Origin of the sequence: Siminovitchia terrae (assembly GCF_003605405.2) — a bacterium.
Lineage (GTDB): Bacteria > Bacillota > Bacilli > Bacillales > Bacillaceae_C > Siminovitchia > Siminovitchia terrae.
Genome location: NZ_QYTW02000032.1, coordinates 22,527 through 35,920 on the forward strand (window position 1 = coordinate 22,527; position 13,394 = coordinate 35,920).

The 13,394-nt window shown below is 41.0% G+C and carries 11 protein-coding genes and 1 pseudogene; all 12 read left to right on the forward strand.

Annotated features, from left to right (window positions below):
* Positions 1-31: 31 nt before the first annotated feature.
* A pseudogene (locus D5F11_RS22155) lies at positions 32-303 on the forward strand (electron transfer flavoprotein subunit beta/FixA family protein); the annotation flags it as partial.
* 557 nt (positions 304-860) lie between these two features.
* Positions 861-2,072, forward strand: a complete 1,212-nt coding sequence (locus D5F11_RS22160) for an ROK family protein (protein ID WP_120118534.1) — start codon at positions 861-863, stop codon at positions 2,070-2,072.
* Between the two features lie 195 nt (positions 2,073-2,267).
* Positions 2,268-2,864, forward strand: a complete 597-nt coding sequence (locus D5F11_RS22165) for a chromate transporter (protein WP_120118533.1) — start codon at positions 2,268-2,270, stop codon at positions 2,862-2,864.
* Positions 2,865-2,868: 4 nt separating this feature from the next.
* Entirely contained in the window at positions 2,869-3,399 is a 531-nt protein-coding gene (locus D5F11_RS22170) for a chromate transporter (RefSeq protein WP_120118532.1), read from the forward strand.
* Between the two features lie 58 nt (positions 3,400-3,457).
* Positions 3,458-5,524: a transporter substrate-binding domain-containing protein gene (locus D5F11_RS22175; protein WP_126646659.1), complete on the forward strand. Its 2,067-nt coding sequence runs from the start codon at positions 3,458-3,460 to the stop codon at positions 5,522-5,524.
* Entirely contained in the window at positions 5,521-6,912 is a 1,392-nt protein-coding gene (locus D5F11_RS22180; protein ID WP_120118529.1) for a sigma-54-dependent transcriptional regulator, read from the forward strand. The genes D5F11_RS22175 and D5F11_RS22180 overlap by 4 nt, the downstream gene beginning before the upstream one ends.
* Positions 6,913-7,132: 220 nt before the next feature.
* Positions 7,133-8,140: a TAXI family TRAP transporter solute-binding subunit gene (locus D5F11_RS22185; RefSeq protein WP_120118528.1), complete on the forward strand. Its 1,008-nt coding sequence runs from the start codon at positions 7,133-7,135 to the stop codon at positions 8,138-8,140.
* 18 nt (positions 8,141-8,158) lie between these two features.
* Positions 8,159-9,256 carry an ABC transporter substrate-binding protein gene (locus D5F11_RS22190; protein ID WP_120118527.1) on the forward strand — a complete coding sequence of 366 codons (1,098 nt, stop codon included), beginning with the start codon at positions 8,159-8,161 and terminating at the stop codon, positions 9,254-9,256.
* Between the two features lie 26 nt (positions 9,257-9,282).
* Entirely contained in the window at positions 9,283-10,380 is a 1,098-nt protein-coding gene (locus tag D5F11_RS22195) for an ABC transporter ATP-binding protein (RefSeq protein ID WP_120118526.1), read from the forward strand.
* A complete protein-coding gene (locus D5F11_RS22200; RefSeq protein WP_120118525.1) occupies positions 10,344-11,282 on the forward strand; it encodes an ABC transporter permease in 939 nt (312 codons plus the stop codon). Before D5F11_RS22195 ends, D5F11_RS22200 begins: the two co-directional genes overlap by 37 nt.
* A complete protein-coding gene (locus D5F11_RS22205) occupies positions 11,282-12,079 on the forward strand; it encodes an ABC transporter permease (RefSeq protein WP_120118524.1) in 798 nt (265 codons plus the stop codon). The genes D5F11_RS22200 and D5F11_RS22205 overlap by 1 nt, the downstream gene beginning before the upstream one ends.
* Positions 12,080-12,180: 101 nt before the next feature.
* A complete protein-coding gene (locus tag D5F11_RS22210) occupies positions 12,181-12,960 on the forward strand; it encodes an SDR family NAD(P)-dependent oxidoreductase (protein WP_120118523.1) in 780 nt (259 codons plus the stop codon).
* Positions 12,961-13,394: the final 434 nt, after the last annotated feature.

Consider the following 13,394-nt stretch of genomic DNA (forward strand, 5'->3'; position numbering starts at 1 on the left):
AAATTTATTTATGAATAGCGTGGAGGTACTTATGAAAATATTTGTTCTATTGAAACGGACTTTTGATACAGAAGAAAAGATTATAGTATCGGGGAATGAAATTGATGATAGTAGTGCTGAGTTCATCATGAATCCATATGATGAATATGCGGTCGAAGAGGCGATTGTTTTGCGTGACAAACACGGGGGAGAAGTCACGGTTGTGACTTAGGTGATGAAGAAGCAGAGAAAGAAATCCGGACAGCGCTGGCGATGGGGGAAGATCAAGCTGTGTTGATTGAGAACGAAGAGATTGAGGAAGAGCAGTTTGTAGGCCAATGAACTTATCTGAAGGAAGGAAAATAAAGAAGAGGTACTGGTATAAAAGTTATATATTCAGCTTTAGGCGCCATCGGCGAAGAATCAAGCCAAATTGAGGAGATGGGTGAAAAGCGTCACCTAAAATTCGTTTTGTGCTTGTCGCCAATAGGGCGCCTTGTGTTTTTTTAAAAGAAAGTATAAGTTTTTTAGGTTTAACAATTTGAACAAAGTGGATTGTTGTCCAGCTACGACGTACAGGACGTACTAGTGCAAGCGAAGCGACAGGACGTCGCGTTCTGAGCCTGCCGACGTACAGGACGTACTAGTGCCGCCGGCGCCTAGCCCCGCAAGAGCCCCGCAAGGATCAAGTCGCTTCCCTGTGGTAGCTGAAGAACTGCCTCCTCGGGAATCATCTTGTTTGCCAGCGCTGAGCCAGGCGCTTGCGTTTTTCTTAATAAAATACTTGAACACCTGCCTTCATTTATTTAGAATAAAGATGATACTTAATTCCAAAAAGGAATAAAGGGAAAATTGATAAAGATAAATCAGGAGGATAAACATTGCTGAAAAAATTCCTGGCTGACGATTCGAGAAAGAATTTGCTTTTAAAAGAAACATACAGACAAATTCATAAACGCAACTCCATTTCAAAAGCGGAACTGATTGAGCTGCTGGGAGCAAGGCCAACCACGATGACGCGTACGATAGAAGAGCTTTTGGAAAATGGCTGGATTAAGGAGGGGGGAGTCGGCCCCTCGAGCGGAGGGCGGCCACCTATACTCTATGAAACAATGAAGGAATCGGCATGGATCATCGGTATCGATATTTCCCGGACTGCCGTAAGGGTTCTTCTGACAACGGTTGACTTTACCGTCATAGAACGGCATTTCATTTCCATGACAAATGCAAAGACACCTGATGTGGTTTTTGCTGAAATCAATCAAATAATTGATTCGTGGCTGGCTCAATATCATATTTCCTTCAAGGATCTTCTCGGAATCGGTGTGGGGGCGGTAGGGCCTATCCATAGAGAAGAGGGAAAAATGGTTAATCCTGAATCTTTCCTTTCAGCAGGGTGGAAAAATGTCGATATCCGAAAGGGACTTGAAAGCTTTCCTGTCCGTATTTTAGTTGATAATGGAGCGAATAGCGCGGCTGTGGCGGAATTTATCCAACATGACGAGGCGTTCCGTAATATTCTTTATTGTGTCCACGGATATGGAATCAGGGGCGGAGTCATGAATGATGGAAGGATATTTTATGCAGGTCAGGGAGATACAAGCGCCCTCGGGCATGTCATCGTGCAGGCAAACGGTAAGGTCTGCATATGCGGAAGGGAAGGATGTCTAACAGCTTATGCTTCTTTTCCTGCGATGGTTGAAGAATACAAGAGGGCAAGCGGCGAAGAGACTTCCTTTGAGGACTTCTTGCTATTGTTGAAAAAAAATGACCCAGAAGCTGTTCGGATTGTTAAAAAAGGCGCTTTTTATTTTGGGATCGGCCTGGCGAATATGATCAATTCTCTTCGGCCGGAACTCGTTGTTCTCCACGGCAGCCTTGTGTATGGAATCCCCACTTTTTATGAAGAGGCGGTTGCCTCTGCAAAATCGCACATCTATATGCCAGAGATGTTTACCCCAATATTTAAAAAAGGTTCCTTAAAAGAAGAAGCTGTTGCGCTTGGAGCCGCAATGCAAGTATTTCAGTCATATTTTAACTTCATTCAGCAGAAATCTCCCACTTCTGTAAGTGGTGAGATGAATGCAAATTAGTATTCCATTCAGTGGGGGTTCAAACCCCGGCTGAATAAAGTCAAAGCCTCCGGCGGATGCCACAGATTTTCAGAGGAAATTTATCGAGCGAAGCTCGATAAAATCTGGGCGCAAATACGCCAAGGCGCATTTGATTGGACAATAGTTTCAATGCTTTATTCATAAAAGGAAAAAAGTGAAAGGAGCAACGGAGAAATGAAAGCAAACAACAAGCATCTGCTCCTGCAATTGTTTTGGACCTTCATGAAAATCAGCCCTGTCACGTTTGGCGGCGGGTTTGTCATGATGCCTTTAATGAAAAAAGAAGTGGTCGATAAGAAGAAATGGATTCAAGATAAGGAGATCATCGATTCCTTTGCGCTTGCACAATCAGCTCCGGGATCGGTGGCAGTTAATTCGGCTGCTTTTGTCGGATATCGGATATCGGGAGTGAAGGGGGCACTCGCAGCAACAATTGGCATGATGATTCCGACCTTCTTAATCGTCATCATTTTAAGCCTGTTATTCCTTACCGTCAGAAATAGCGATTATGTTGAGGCCGCATTTAAAGGGATTAGGCCTGCGGTCGTCGCCCTCATCGTATACGCCGCAATTACGACTGTACGCTCTTCCATACCGGATAAATCTACTTTAGCCTTAATGATCATAGCAGTCATACTGCTCATTTTCTTTCATATGCATCCTGTCCTTTTAATCGCTGTAGGAATATTGAGTGGCATCGCCATTAAGAAAATGAAGCCATCAAAGAAGGAAAGAAGCGCATGCAGAAGAAAGGTTGAAGAAGGAAGGTAAAAACATGCTATTGGATATATTTCTCACATTCTTGTTGATCGGCTTTGTATCATTTGGCGGCGGCTATGCCATCATCCCGATGATTGAATTAGAAGTCACCCGCCACGGCTGGATGACATCCCAGGAGTTGATCGATGTTATCGCAGTCGCCGGAATGTCACCTGGCCCGATTGCCACGAACACAGCCGTCTTTATTGGCTTCCATACAGCCGGATTGCCTGGAGCGATTACGGCGGCTGTTGCCATTACGATTCCTTCGGTTTTAATTGTATTAATCATAGCGGCCTTCTTTTACAAGTTAAATGAAATTACTGTGGTCCAATCTGCCTTTTATGGACTGCGTCCCGTCGTTACCGCGCTGATTATATTCGCGGCATACTCTTTCGCCTTGTCAAACGGCCTTTTTTCCATCTCGAAGGAAACTTTGATTGGAGGTCTCCTGTTTTTATTCTGTTTATTTGCCCTGATGAAATTTAAATGGCACCCTGCACTGATCATTCTCATAGCCGGTTTGGCAGGTATTGTCCTATATTGAATCATCATTTTTCGTATTGCACCTTCCAGTATGCTGGGCTAATCTAGTATTATGGTCTATGGTAATAAGTTGCAATATTTATAATGAATCCACTTTATTTAGAAGGGAATGGGGGGAAATTAGAAAAAAACAATTCAAAATCCCTTATTTGCTTATGCTTTTTTTCTTTATTCTTGGAACTGTAGCACTAAATCCTTCTACAGTATTTGCAGGGAAAAAAACGTATAAGGTTGCTGGAGAATGGGCGCTCCCTCCTTTTTCCTATACGAAAGAAGATGGGATATTGGCTGGTATCAGCATTGATCTAATGGAAAAAATTTCGAAGGAAAATGAGTTCAACCTTGAATATGTCTCGATGAGTATAGAAGAAGCGGAAAAATCACTTAAGGAAGGAAAAATTGATGCAATAGCTGGGGTTTCATATAATGCAGAAAAAGATAGTTGGTTTGATTTTTCCGACCCGTATTTTATGATGTCATACTCGTTGATAATTCCAAATGAGAAAAAAAAAAGCATCAAAAAAATTTCTGATATACGTGATCTCCATATAGTGTTAGAGAATAATTCACCAGTCATTGGCACCTTGCAAAACATGAGAAATTCCAATTTGACAATAGTTACAAATGAATATGCCGGTCTCCTGATTTTGGTTAATGAAAAAGCAGATGTTTTTATAGGAAATAAATGGACTGCCAGTTTTTATCTGAAACATATTGAACAGGAGAATAATTTTGTCATTCTTGATGAAGTTATTGAACCCGCCGATTATTCAATAGCTGTAAAAAAAGGGAATGAAGAACTGCTTCGACAAATAAATCAATCTATTACCAACCTAAAAGCAAAAGGTGAATTAAATCCGTTAATTGACGAATGGATAAAACCAAAGCCTGAAGCGGAAATAACCAGGTTAAAAAATTTCATTTTTCTACTTTCATTAATATTATCAATCGTTGCCCTAGTCCTTCTTATTATCTACATATGGAATCAGAGACTGAAAAAAGCTGTCAGTAAACAGACGTATGCACTAAGGGAGTTAAATAAGAATCTGAAAAATCAACAGCAGGAAATTGCTGATAGTAATGTTCTTAAAGATCAGATATTAAATAATATTGACACCGGCATTGTTACATTCGGACTTGATTTTACAATTAAAAGTTTTAATACAAGAGCCTTGGACATACTTGGTCAGGTTGATGATGAATTGAACGAGATTAAAAATTTCACTTCACTTTTACAGAGGTTTTTCCGGAAATGTGATGACCAGGATACTCCGGAGGAAGATGCAGCCGATACGATTGAAGTAGAAATGGATGATGGACAAAGAAAGATCATATACTTCCGCATGCTTAGAATGTATGATTCTCACAAGGAACTGACTGGCTATATACTTGCATTAAATGATGAAACGGAAAAGAAGAAGCTTCAGCAAAAACTAATCACACAAGAGAAACTACATGCACTTGGACAATTGGTTGCTGGTGTTGCACATGAGATCCGCAATCCGCTAACAGCCATAAAAACGTTCATTGACATGCTCCCCAAGAAGTATGATCGTCCTGAATTTAGGAATCTGATTATTGAGCATTTGCCTGCGGAAGTGAGCAGGCTGAATTTGATAGTTACTGATCTCATTGAATATTCACGTCCGCGTCCGCCGAACAAACAACGTTACACGGCACCTGAACTTTCCTCATTGTTAGTGTTCCTTAAGGTTACAATTGATAAAAAACAAATACTTCTTGAAAAATCCATAGACCAAGACCTTGTATTTTATATTGATCCTCAACAAATTCGCCAGGTGATTTTTAACTTAGTGTTAAATGCAATCGACGCAGTGGAAGATTCATCAGAAAAAAAAATTCGGATTTTGATGGAAAAAGAGAATGGCAACTACGGAAGGATTATAATTGCGGACACAGGAAAAGGGATAGAAAAGGGTGAGTTAACCCGTATTTTCGAACCCTTTTATACAAGTAAGGAAAAAGGAGGAGGTTTAGGCCTTACCTTATCCTACAATCTCATAAAAGAAAATAACGGGGATATTCATGTAGAAAGCCAACCTAATCAGGGAACGGTATTCACTATCATATTACCATTGTACAAACCGGAGGAGATAAAAAAGTGAAACCGCATGTTCTGGTCATAGATGATGAGCAAGCCATTTGCGCATCCTTAACTTTTGCGCTTGAGGATGATTATTGCATTACAACCACCACTGATCCTAAGAAGGGTCTTCAATTGATTAAGAAAAAGCCTGTGGATATCGTCTTGCTGGATATGCGCATTGGGAGTGTAAATGGATTAGACGTTTTACTGAAAATAAAAAAAGAAACGCCATCACCCACTGTCATTATGATGACTGCGTATGCTTCTATAGAATCATCTATCGAAGCGATTAAGAGGGGGGCGTATTATTATATTGAAAAGCCTATCAATATGGAAGAGCTTCATCTTCTATTGATGAGAGCTGTTGAATTCACTCAAATGACCTCCAAGTTGGAGACGCTTCATGAAGAATTGGAGCAGAGGATAGGCTATGAGAATTTTCTTGGCAAGAGCAAACCGATGAATCATGTGTTCTCCATGATTAACCGTATAAAGAATATAGATTCAAATGTACTTATATTAGGTGAAAGTGGAACAGGGAAAGAACTGGTTGCTAGAAGTATTCATAACACTGGAAAAAGAAAAAATGCTCCTCTTGAAATCGTAAACTGTGCAGCAATACCGGAAACGTTACTTGAATCGGAGCTGTTTGGATACGAAAAAGGGGCTTTTACCGGGGCCACAGAGAGGAAGGAAGGAAAATGGGTCGCCGCTAATGGTGGTACACTGTTTTTGGATGAAGTCAGTGAAATGCCACTTTCAATCCAAGCTAAACTGCTGCGTGTTTTACAGGAGCGTGAGGTTACGCCACTGGGATCGAATACAAAGATTTCACTTGATGTACGAATCGTATGTGCTACGAATAAGAAACTTGAACAAATGGTCAAAGAAGGGAAATTCAGGGAAGATTTATATTTCAGGCTAAATGTAATACCTATTTTAATGCCGGCTCTTAGGGAAAGAAAAGAAGATTTGCCGCTATTGATCAACCATTTTATCGAAAAATATTGTCAGGAAATGAACCAGGATAAGAAATCGTTATCTGCATCAGCCCGCCGGATTCTTCAAGAGTATAGTTACCCGGGAAATGTGCGTGAACTTGAGAACATAATAGAATATTCAGTTGCACTTTCTACAGGCGATGTGATTATGGATACAGATTTACCAATGAACGTACAGGAACAAAAACCGGCTTTGTTCTCAACTGAATTAGATGACAATGGAAATCTCCTTAAAATACCTATTGGAGTTCCTATGTCGGAAGTTGAAAAACAAGTCATTGCTGCAACGCTTAATAAATTTGACTGGCATCGCAAAAAAACAGCCCATGCACTTAAGATTTCTGAGCGTACTTTAAGAGATAAAATCAAATTGTATGGGATAGAAAAAAATAAAGCTGAAGTATAGGTAAAACAAATCTAGAGATGGAATTATGTACAGCGTGAAAAAATCGTCTAAAAGAAAGGGCTTGCTCATACGAAAAAACAATAAAACGGCAAAATCCGCCGATAGAACGGCAGATTTTGCCGTTTTATTTATCGGATAAACTCGAAAAACACTGTAAGTGCTTACATTTGGTTATTGGCATAGAAGTTGCAATATATATTTTCAAGGAAGGAGATTTACAATGGAAAAACGACGACTCTTCACAGGAATCCTGTTTATATTCCTGATATTAGCAGGATGCACAGCTGTGAATGGGAAGCAGGAAATTCCTTCTCCTGCTGTAGCACATCCCCAATCGGAACATAAATCTAAACAGGATATGGACGTACTAATCATAGCTACAGGAGATATGTCAGGTGTCTATTTTTCGCTTGGACAGGCAATCGCTGCCATGTATGAAAAATACGATGGTGTTGCTTGGGCCGCACAAGTTACAAATGCTTCTTTCCAAAATGTAGATCTGGTAAGCAAGAAAAAGGCAGATCTTGGCTTTGCTACTGTAGATGTGTTCAGTGAAATGGCAGAAGATGATTCTATTCCCAATATTAGGGTGCTTACCGAACTTTATTCTAATTATATTCAAATAGTTACCCTAGAACACAGCGGTATCAGTTCATTTAAAGATCTTGAAGGCAAGCGGATCGGTGTAGGACCGGATAAGAGCGGAACAAAATTGGCTGCAGAGCGGATCCTTTCAGCATTTGGCTTGGACGACAATAAAGTTGAGAAACATTTCCTCACATTTACGCAATCGGCTGATGCACTAAGGAATGGCACAATTGATGCTGCTTTTTTTTCCTCTGGCTTACCAAATCCGGAGATTGCATCCCTAGCTTCACAGATGCCAATAACACTTATACCTGTTCCTGAGGAAATCGTGTCGAAACTTAATAAAGAGCATGGTAATTATTCAGAAAATGTTATAGAGCCGGACATATATGAAGGCGTGAATGAAGGTATACAAACGGTCTCTGTAAAAAATGTTCTATTGACACATAAAGATTTTCCGGAAAAAGAAGCGTATCAACTTGTAAATACCTTGTATAAGCATTTGTCTGAACTTCAAAAAATACACCCGGCTGCCCAAGATATTATTGGGACAGAAGCGAAAATGGAAATACCCATCGACTTTCATCCAGGAGCAAAAAAGTTTTTTCAGAAAAGACAAATTCCTAACAATGAAAATTAATCAAGGAGGTAAATAAATATGAGAAGGATTTTTACTGTATTTATTGTTTTAATGTTAACAGCTCTTGCGGGCTGTGCTTCCGCACCTACTCCGCAAAAGCCCGGTGAAGGAAAGAAATCAGATAATGGCGGAGCTAAAGAATTAACCGTAGCAGGAAATGGTGGAGTTATAGAACGAACTGTACGGGATGTCATTGCACCAAAATATGAAAAAGAAACTGGTATTAAAATCAATTATGTAGCAGGACTTTCAGGAGAGATTTTATCCAAAGTAGAATTACAAAAAAATGCTCCTCAAATTGACATTGCTATCTATGTACCAGTTGATGTTCAACGAGCAAGTGATAAAGGATTGACTGAAACGGTGGATGAGTCAAACGTACCTAATATGAAAAATATTAATCCCGATTTTATTGCTGTAGACAAAGTTGCCGCTCCGGTCTTTGGACTAGTCATCGCTCCAGCATATAATACAGAATCTTTTGAAAAAAATGGAATTAAACAAATTGAATCATGGAATGATTTGATACGTCCTGAATATAAAGGTAAAACTGCATTTTCTGACATTAACAATGACTGGGGATTTAATACCCTCAATGCGTTGGCAATCGCAAATGGAGGCAGCACGGATAACATGGAACCTGGATTGGAGAAAGCAAAGGAGCTTGCTGGATATTCCAGCACTTTCTATAAAAACTCCACTCAAATGATGCCGGCAATCCAGCAGGGCGCAGCTGATGTAACGGTAATGGGAAGTTATGCAATTGGAGAACTTGCCCTATCCGGAGTTCCTATCAAAATGACAGTACCAAAAGAAGGTGTGCCCCTTCAAGCTTTCAGTGCCTCTCTTGTAAAAAACACACCTCGTGAGAAAGAGGCAATTGACTTTATTAACTATTTAATCAGTGAGGAATCGCAAGAACTAATTTCTGACAAAGGGTTTTATCCGGTTGTTGATGGCATGAAAATTCCTGAAAAATATGAGGAATCTATTGGACTTAAAGAAACAGATAAAACTTTTAAGCCTGATTTTGCCAAGTTTGCCGAAATTCGTGGTGAATGGACTGACAGATGGTCAAAAGAAGTAACTCCTCAACTCGGGAAGCTGCTTAAATAAACATCGTAAGAAGGGAGCCTCAACCAATGCAAACTATAAATGACGTAGAGATTAAAGGTGCTATAAAGCGATTTGGATCCAATACTGTACTAGATGGTATTAATCTGGAAGTGAAAAAAGGAGAATTGCTTACGCTGCTTGGGCCTTCCGGCTGCGGAAAATCAACTACCTTAAATCTTATCGCCGGCTTTCTGGATGCGGATGAAGGTGATGTATATATTAAAGGGAACAAAGTGACTAATGTACCACCATATAAACGTGATTTAGGGATGGTGTTTCAAACATATTCATTATTCCCGCATATGACTGTTTATGAAAATCTTGACTTTGGATTGAAGCTGCGCAAGGTTGCAAAGTCGGACAAGCAAAAGAAAATTTCGCGAGCTCTTGAACTTGTGAAAATGGCTGGCCTTGAAAATAGGTATCCCCGGGAGTTATCCGGGGGGCAGCGCCAGCGTGTAGCCATTGCTCGCGCACTTGTAGTAGAACCTGAACTGCTTCTCCTCGATGAGCCTCTTTCCAATCTGGATGCCAAGTTGCGCCATGAACTACGTGCTGAAATTAAACGCCTCCAGAAGGAAATCGGAGTTACGACAATTTTTGTTACGCATGATCAGGAAGAAGCTCTCTCAATGTCAGACAGAGTGGTAGTCATGAATGCAGGAAGAATTGAGCAAATCAGTTCCCCAACAGCGATTTATAACCACCCTGAAACAGAATTTGTATTCCAATTCATTGGGAAATCGAACAGCTTTGATGGCAAGGTCGCCTCAATAGACGGTCGGAAAATCTCTGTGAAGGTGGGCGATGATATTACTCATGTAGATGTTGGGAATATCATGGGTACTGACAAGGACTGCAAACCAGGAGATGAGGTAAAGCTGTATATTCGTCCAGAAAAGATGAAAATTGCTACAGCTCCAGATTCTTCACAATCATCCTTGGATTTTCATAAAGCAACAATTACTCAGATCAACTATCTGGGTACAACTTGGGAAGTGGATGTGTTGCTCCATGGGAAGCCATTGCAGATCCTTACTCCTGCTTTTGATGCTACGAGACAGACAGGAAACGAGGTGTATGTCGGATGGAGTCCCGCAAATATGATGTTACTGAAGAAGTAATGCAAGGACCGGTCAAACAACTAAAAACGGCTAAACGTAAAAAACGGAAGAGCTGGACTCCAGGGGTTCTCCTCCTATTGCCGATTCTTTTATTCATTTTTGGATTTTTTGTCGTACCTATGTTGTATATTCTTTATTTGAGTTTTATCACAACAGATGATATAGGCGGTGCAGGTGCGGCTTTCAGTCTGCAAAACTATGTGCAATTCTTTACGGATAGTTACTATTTGTCATCGCTATGGATAACGGTAAAAGTAAGCTTGTACTCGGTTCTAGTATGCTTACTCCTTGGTTATCCTGTTGCATTGATGATGGCGAAAAGCTCTCCGCGGGTCCGCGGGTTCATCGCTTTGCTAGTAATCTCACCGTTACTGGTCAGTATAGTGGTCCGGAACTTCGGCTGGTACCTTCTATTATTGCCCAATGGAACAATCAATGAAGCATTGATGGCATTAGGAATTATTGATGCTCCGCTCAAACTCCTGTTTTCAGAGCTGGGGGTTGTTATTGGACTCTCTAATGCATATTTGCCCTTTATGGTTTTAGCGATTGCGACAAGCCTTTATAATATTGATCCTTCATTGGACAAGGCGGGCTCTATCCTTGGAGCAAGTCCGCTTCGCCGCTTTTTTTCCATCAATCTGCCGCTAAGCCTTCCAGGCATCGTGTCGGGCTGCGTGCTTGTATTCAGCTTGTCCATGAGTGCATATGTAACTCCTGCTCTAATGGGTGGCGCAAACGTGCCTGTTATGCCGGTAGTTGCATATGACCAGATTAATAACTTGCTTCGTTGGACGTTCGGTTCTGCGATATCTTACGTGCTTTTGGCAACGACCCTTATTATAGTTACATTATTTTCACGTGGTTTTGAACTCAGTAAGTTCAGGGAGGTGTTCCGGTGATGGGGATGCTCGGAAAACTTCGCACAGGCGTGGCCGTTTTGGCGATTATTTATATACTGATACCGCTGATTGTTGTTATACCTGCTTCCTTTACAAGCGCAAATTATCCAAGCTTTCCACCAGAGGGATTTTCATTCCAATGGTATACAAAGCTTTTGGAACGGCCGGAGTTTATTGAAGCGATGGTAAACAGTTTCCAGTTCGCCTTGTTGGCTGCCTTTTTTTCCGTTCTGTTCGGTACGCTCGGTGCTCTTGCTATTGCTAAGTATGAGATACCTGGAAAGGCTTATATTACAGCACTTCTGACCGCACCGTTAAGTGTACCCCAGCTCGTACTTGGGATAGCATTACTTATTTACTTTACCCCGATGATGCTGGCAGGTACACCGACAGGGTTTTTGATTTCCCATATCATTATTTGTATCCCTTATGTCATCAGGCTTGTACTTACGGGTTTAAGTGGATTCGAATACAATCTCGAACGTGCTGCGGCAATTTTGGGGGCGAATCCAGTAACTGTATTCTGGAGAATTACATTGCCGCTCATTCGTCCCGCGATTATTTCAGGAGGATTGTTTGCATTCCTTACATCATTTGATAACGTAACCGTATCTTTGTTCATGGTATCGTCTGATATGCGGACTTTGCCAATCGAAATCTTTTCACACATGCAAGATGCATATAATCCAATAGTAGCTTCCGTTTCCAGTGTAGTTATTTTCATCTCAGTAATTCTTATATTGATCATTGAAAAAATACACGGGGTTGGAAAGGTTTTCGGCGGTACGCAAACATAATCACGATATTGCGCTTACGTTTTTAAAAACTGATCGGTTCTTCCTACTGTGGAAGAACCGATCTTTATTGTTAACAAAAAATGGGAAGGAGTTTTTAGTGAATGGATCTGGGATTAAAGGGAAAAGTCGCCTTAATTACGGGGGCAAGTAAAGGAATCGGACTAGAAACTGCTATGCAATTAGCTTCTGAAGGTGCGAGAGTCACTATTTGTGCAAGAAATATAGAAGGCTTAGAGGCTGCAGCAAAACGTATTGCAAAGGAGACTGGAGCCGAAGTTTTACCAATTCAAGCTGATGTAACTATTGTAGAAGATTGCAAGCGGATAGTGGATAAAACAGTCGAGCATTTTGGGAAATTAGATATTTTGGTGAATAATGCTGGTACCTCCTCAGCAGTACCGTTTGAAAAGGTGGAACCTGAGTTATGGCAGTATGACCTTGACTTAAAACTATTTGGTGCAATTCACTGCTCCCGAAGTGCTGTCCCATATTTGAAAGAAACAGGGGGATCCATCGTTAATGTAACAGCCTCTATTGCGAAAACTCCACCTGCTTCTTCTTTGCCGACCAGCGTGAGCCGGGCTGCAGGCATGGCGCTTACGAAAGCCATGAGTAAAGACCTTGGGCCAGATAACGTTAGGGTAAACACTGTATGTATCGGCTTAATTAGAAGTGAGCAGATAGAAAAAAGGTGGAGACGAGAAGCCCCTGAACTTACATGGGAACAGTATGAAAGAGACCCGCGCCACCAAATCCCTCTTGGGAGGATAGGAGACACCAAAGAGGCTGCAAAAGTTATTGTATTTCTAATTTCAGATGCTGCTTCATATGTGACGGGAACGTCCATTAACATCGATGGCGGAAAATCGGGAGTTCTATAAGGATTTACGCTGAAAAGTGGAAATTAAGAGTTTCATTGATTGATAAAGAGGAGGGAGCTGGTAGTCCCTTTTTAAATATCTGTTAATATTTGCATTTATTAATAATATATTCTAGTTGCAGGCGGTTTGAAAGAGCGTATCTTTTGATCGCCTGTTTTTTTGGAAAATGAATCGATTACTTTTAACTTCATTTAGCAGAAGTCTCCCACTTCTGTAAGTGGTGAGATGAATGCATATTGGCATTCCATTCAGTGGAGGTTCAAACCCCGGCTGAATAAAGTTAAAGCCTCCGGCTGATGCCACAGATTTTCAGAGGAATTTATCGAGCGGAGCTTGATAAAATCTGGGCGCAAATACGCCAAGGCGCATTTGATAAAGTTTTTCTATTGCCCGGTTTCTGGCGGAGGGGCTAGCGTTGCCAGAGTCACAGGATG

Bases quoted from the DNA above. Each gene is read 5' to 3' on its own strand.
- D5F11_RS22165 (WP_120118533.1), top strand. From the start codon at position 2,268: ATGAAAGCAAACAACAAGCATCTGCTCCTGCAATTGTTTTGGACCTTC.
- D5F11_RS22170 (WP_120118532.1), top strand. From the start codon at position 2,869: ATGCTATTGGATATATTTCTCACATTCTTGTTGATCGGCTTTGTATCA.
- D5F11_RS22175 (WP_126646659.1), top strand. From the start codon at position 3,458: ATGGTAATAAGTTGCAATATTTATAATGAATCCACTTTATTTAGAAGG.
- D5F11_RS22185 (WP_120118528.1), top strand. From the start codon at position 7,133: ATGGAAAAACGACGACTCTTCACAGGAATCCTGTTTATATTCCTGATA.
- D5F11_RS22190 (WP_120118527.1), top strand. From the start codon at position 8,159: ATGAGAAGGATTTTTACTGTATTTATTGTTTTAATGTTAACAGCTCTT.
- D5F11_RS22195 (WP_120118526.1), top strand. From the start codon at position 9,283: ATGCAAACTATAAATGACGTAGAGATTAAAGGTGCTATAAAGCGATTT.
- D5F11_RS22200 (WP_120118525.1), top strand. From the start codon at position 10,344: ATGGAGTCCCGCAAATATGATGTTACTGAAGAAGTAATGCAAGGACCG.
- D5F11_RS22205 (WP_120118524.1), top strand. From the start codon at position 11,282: ATGGGGATGCTCGGAAAACTTCGCACAGGCGTGGCCGTTTTGGCGATT.
- D5F11_RS22210 (WP_120118523.1), top strand. From the start codon at position 12,181: ATGGATCTGGGATTAAAGGGAAAAGTCGCCTTAATTACGGGGGCAAGT.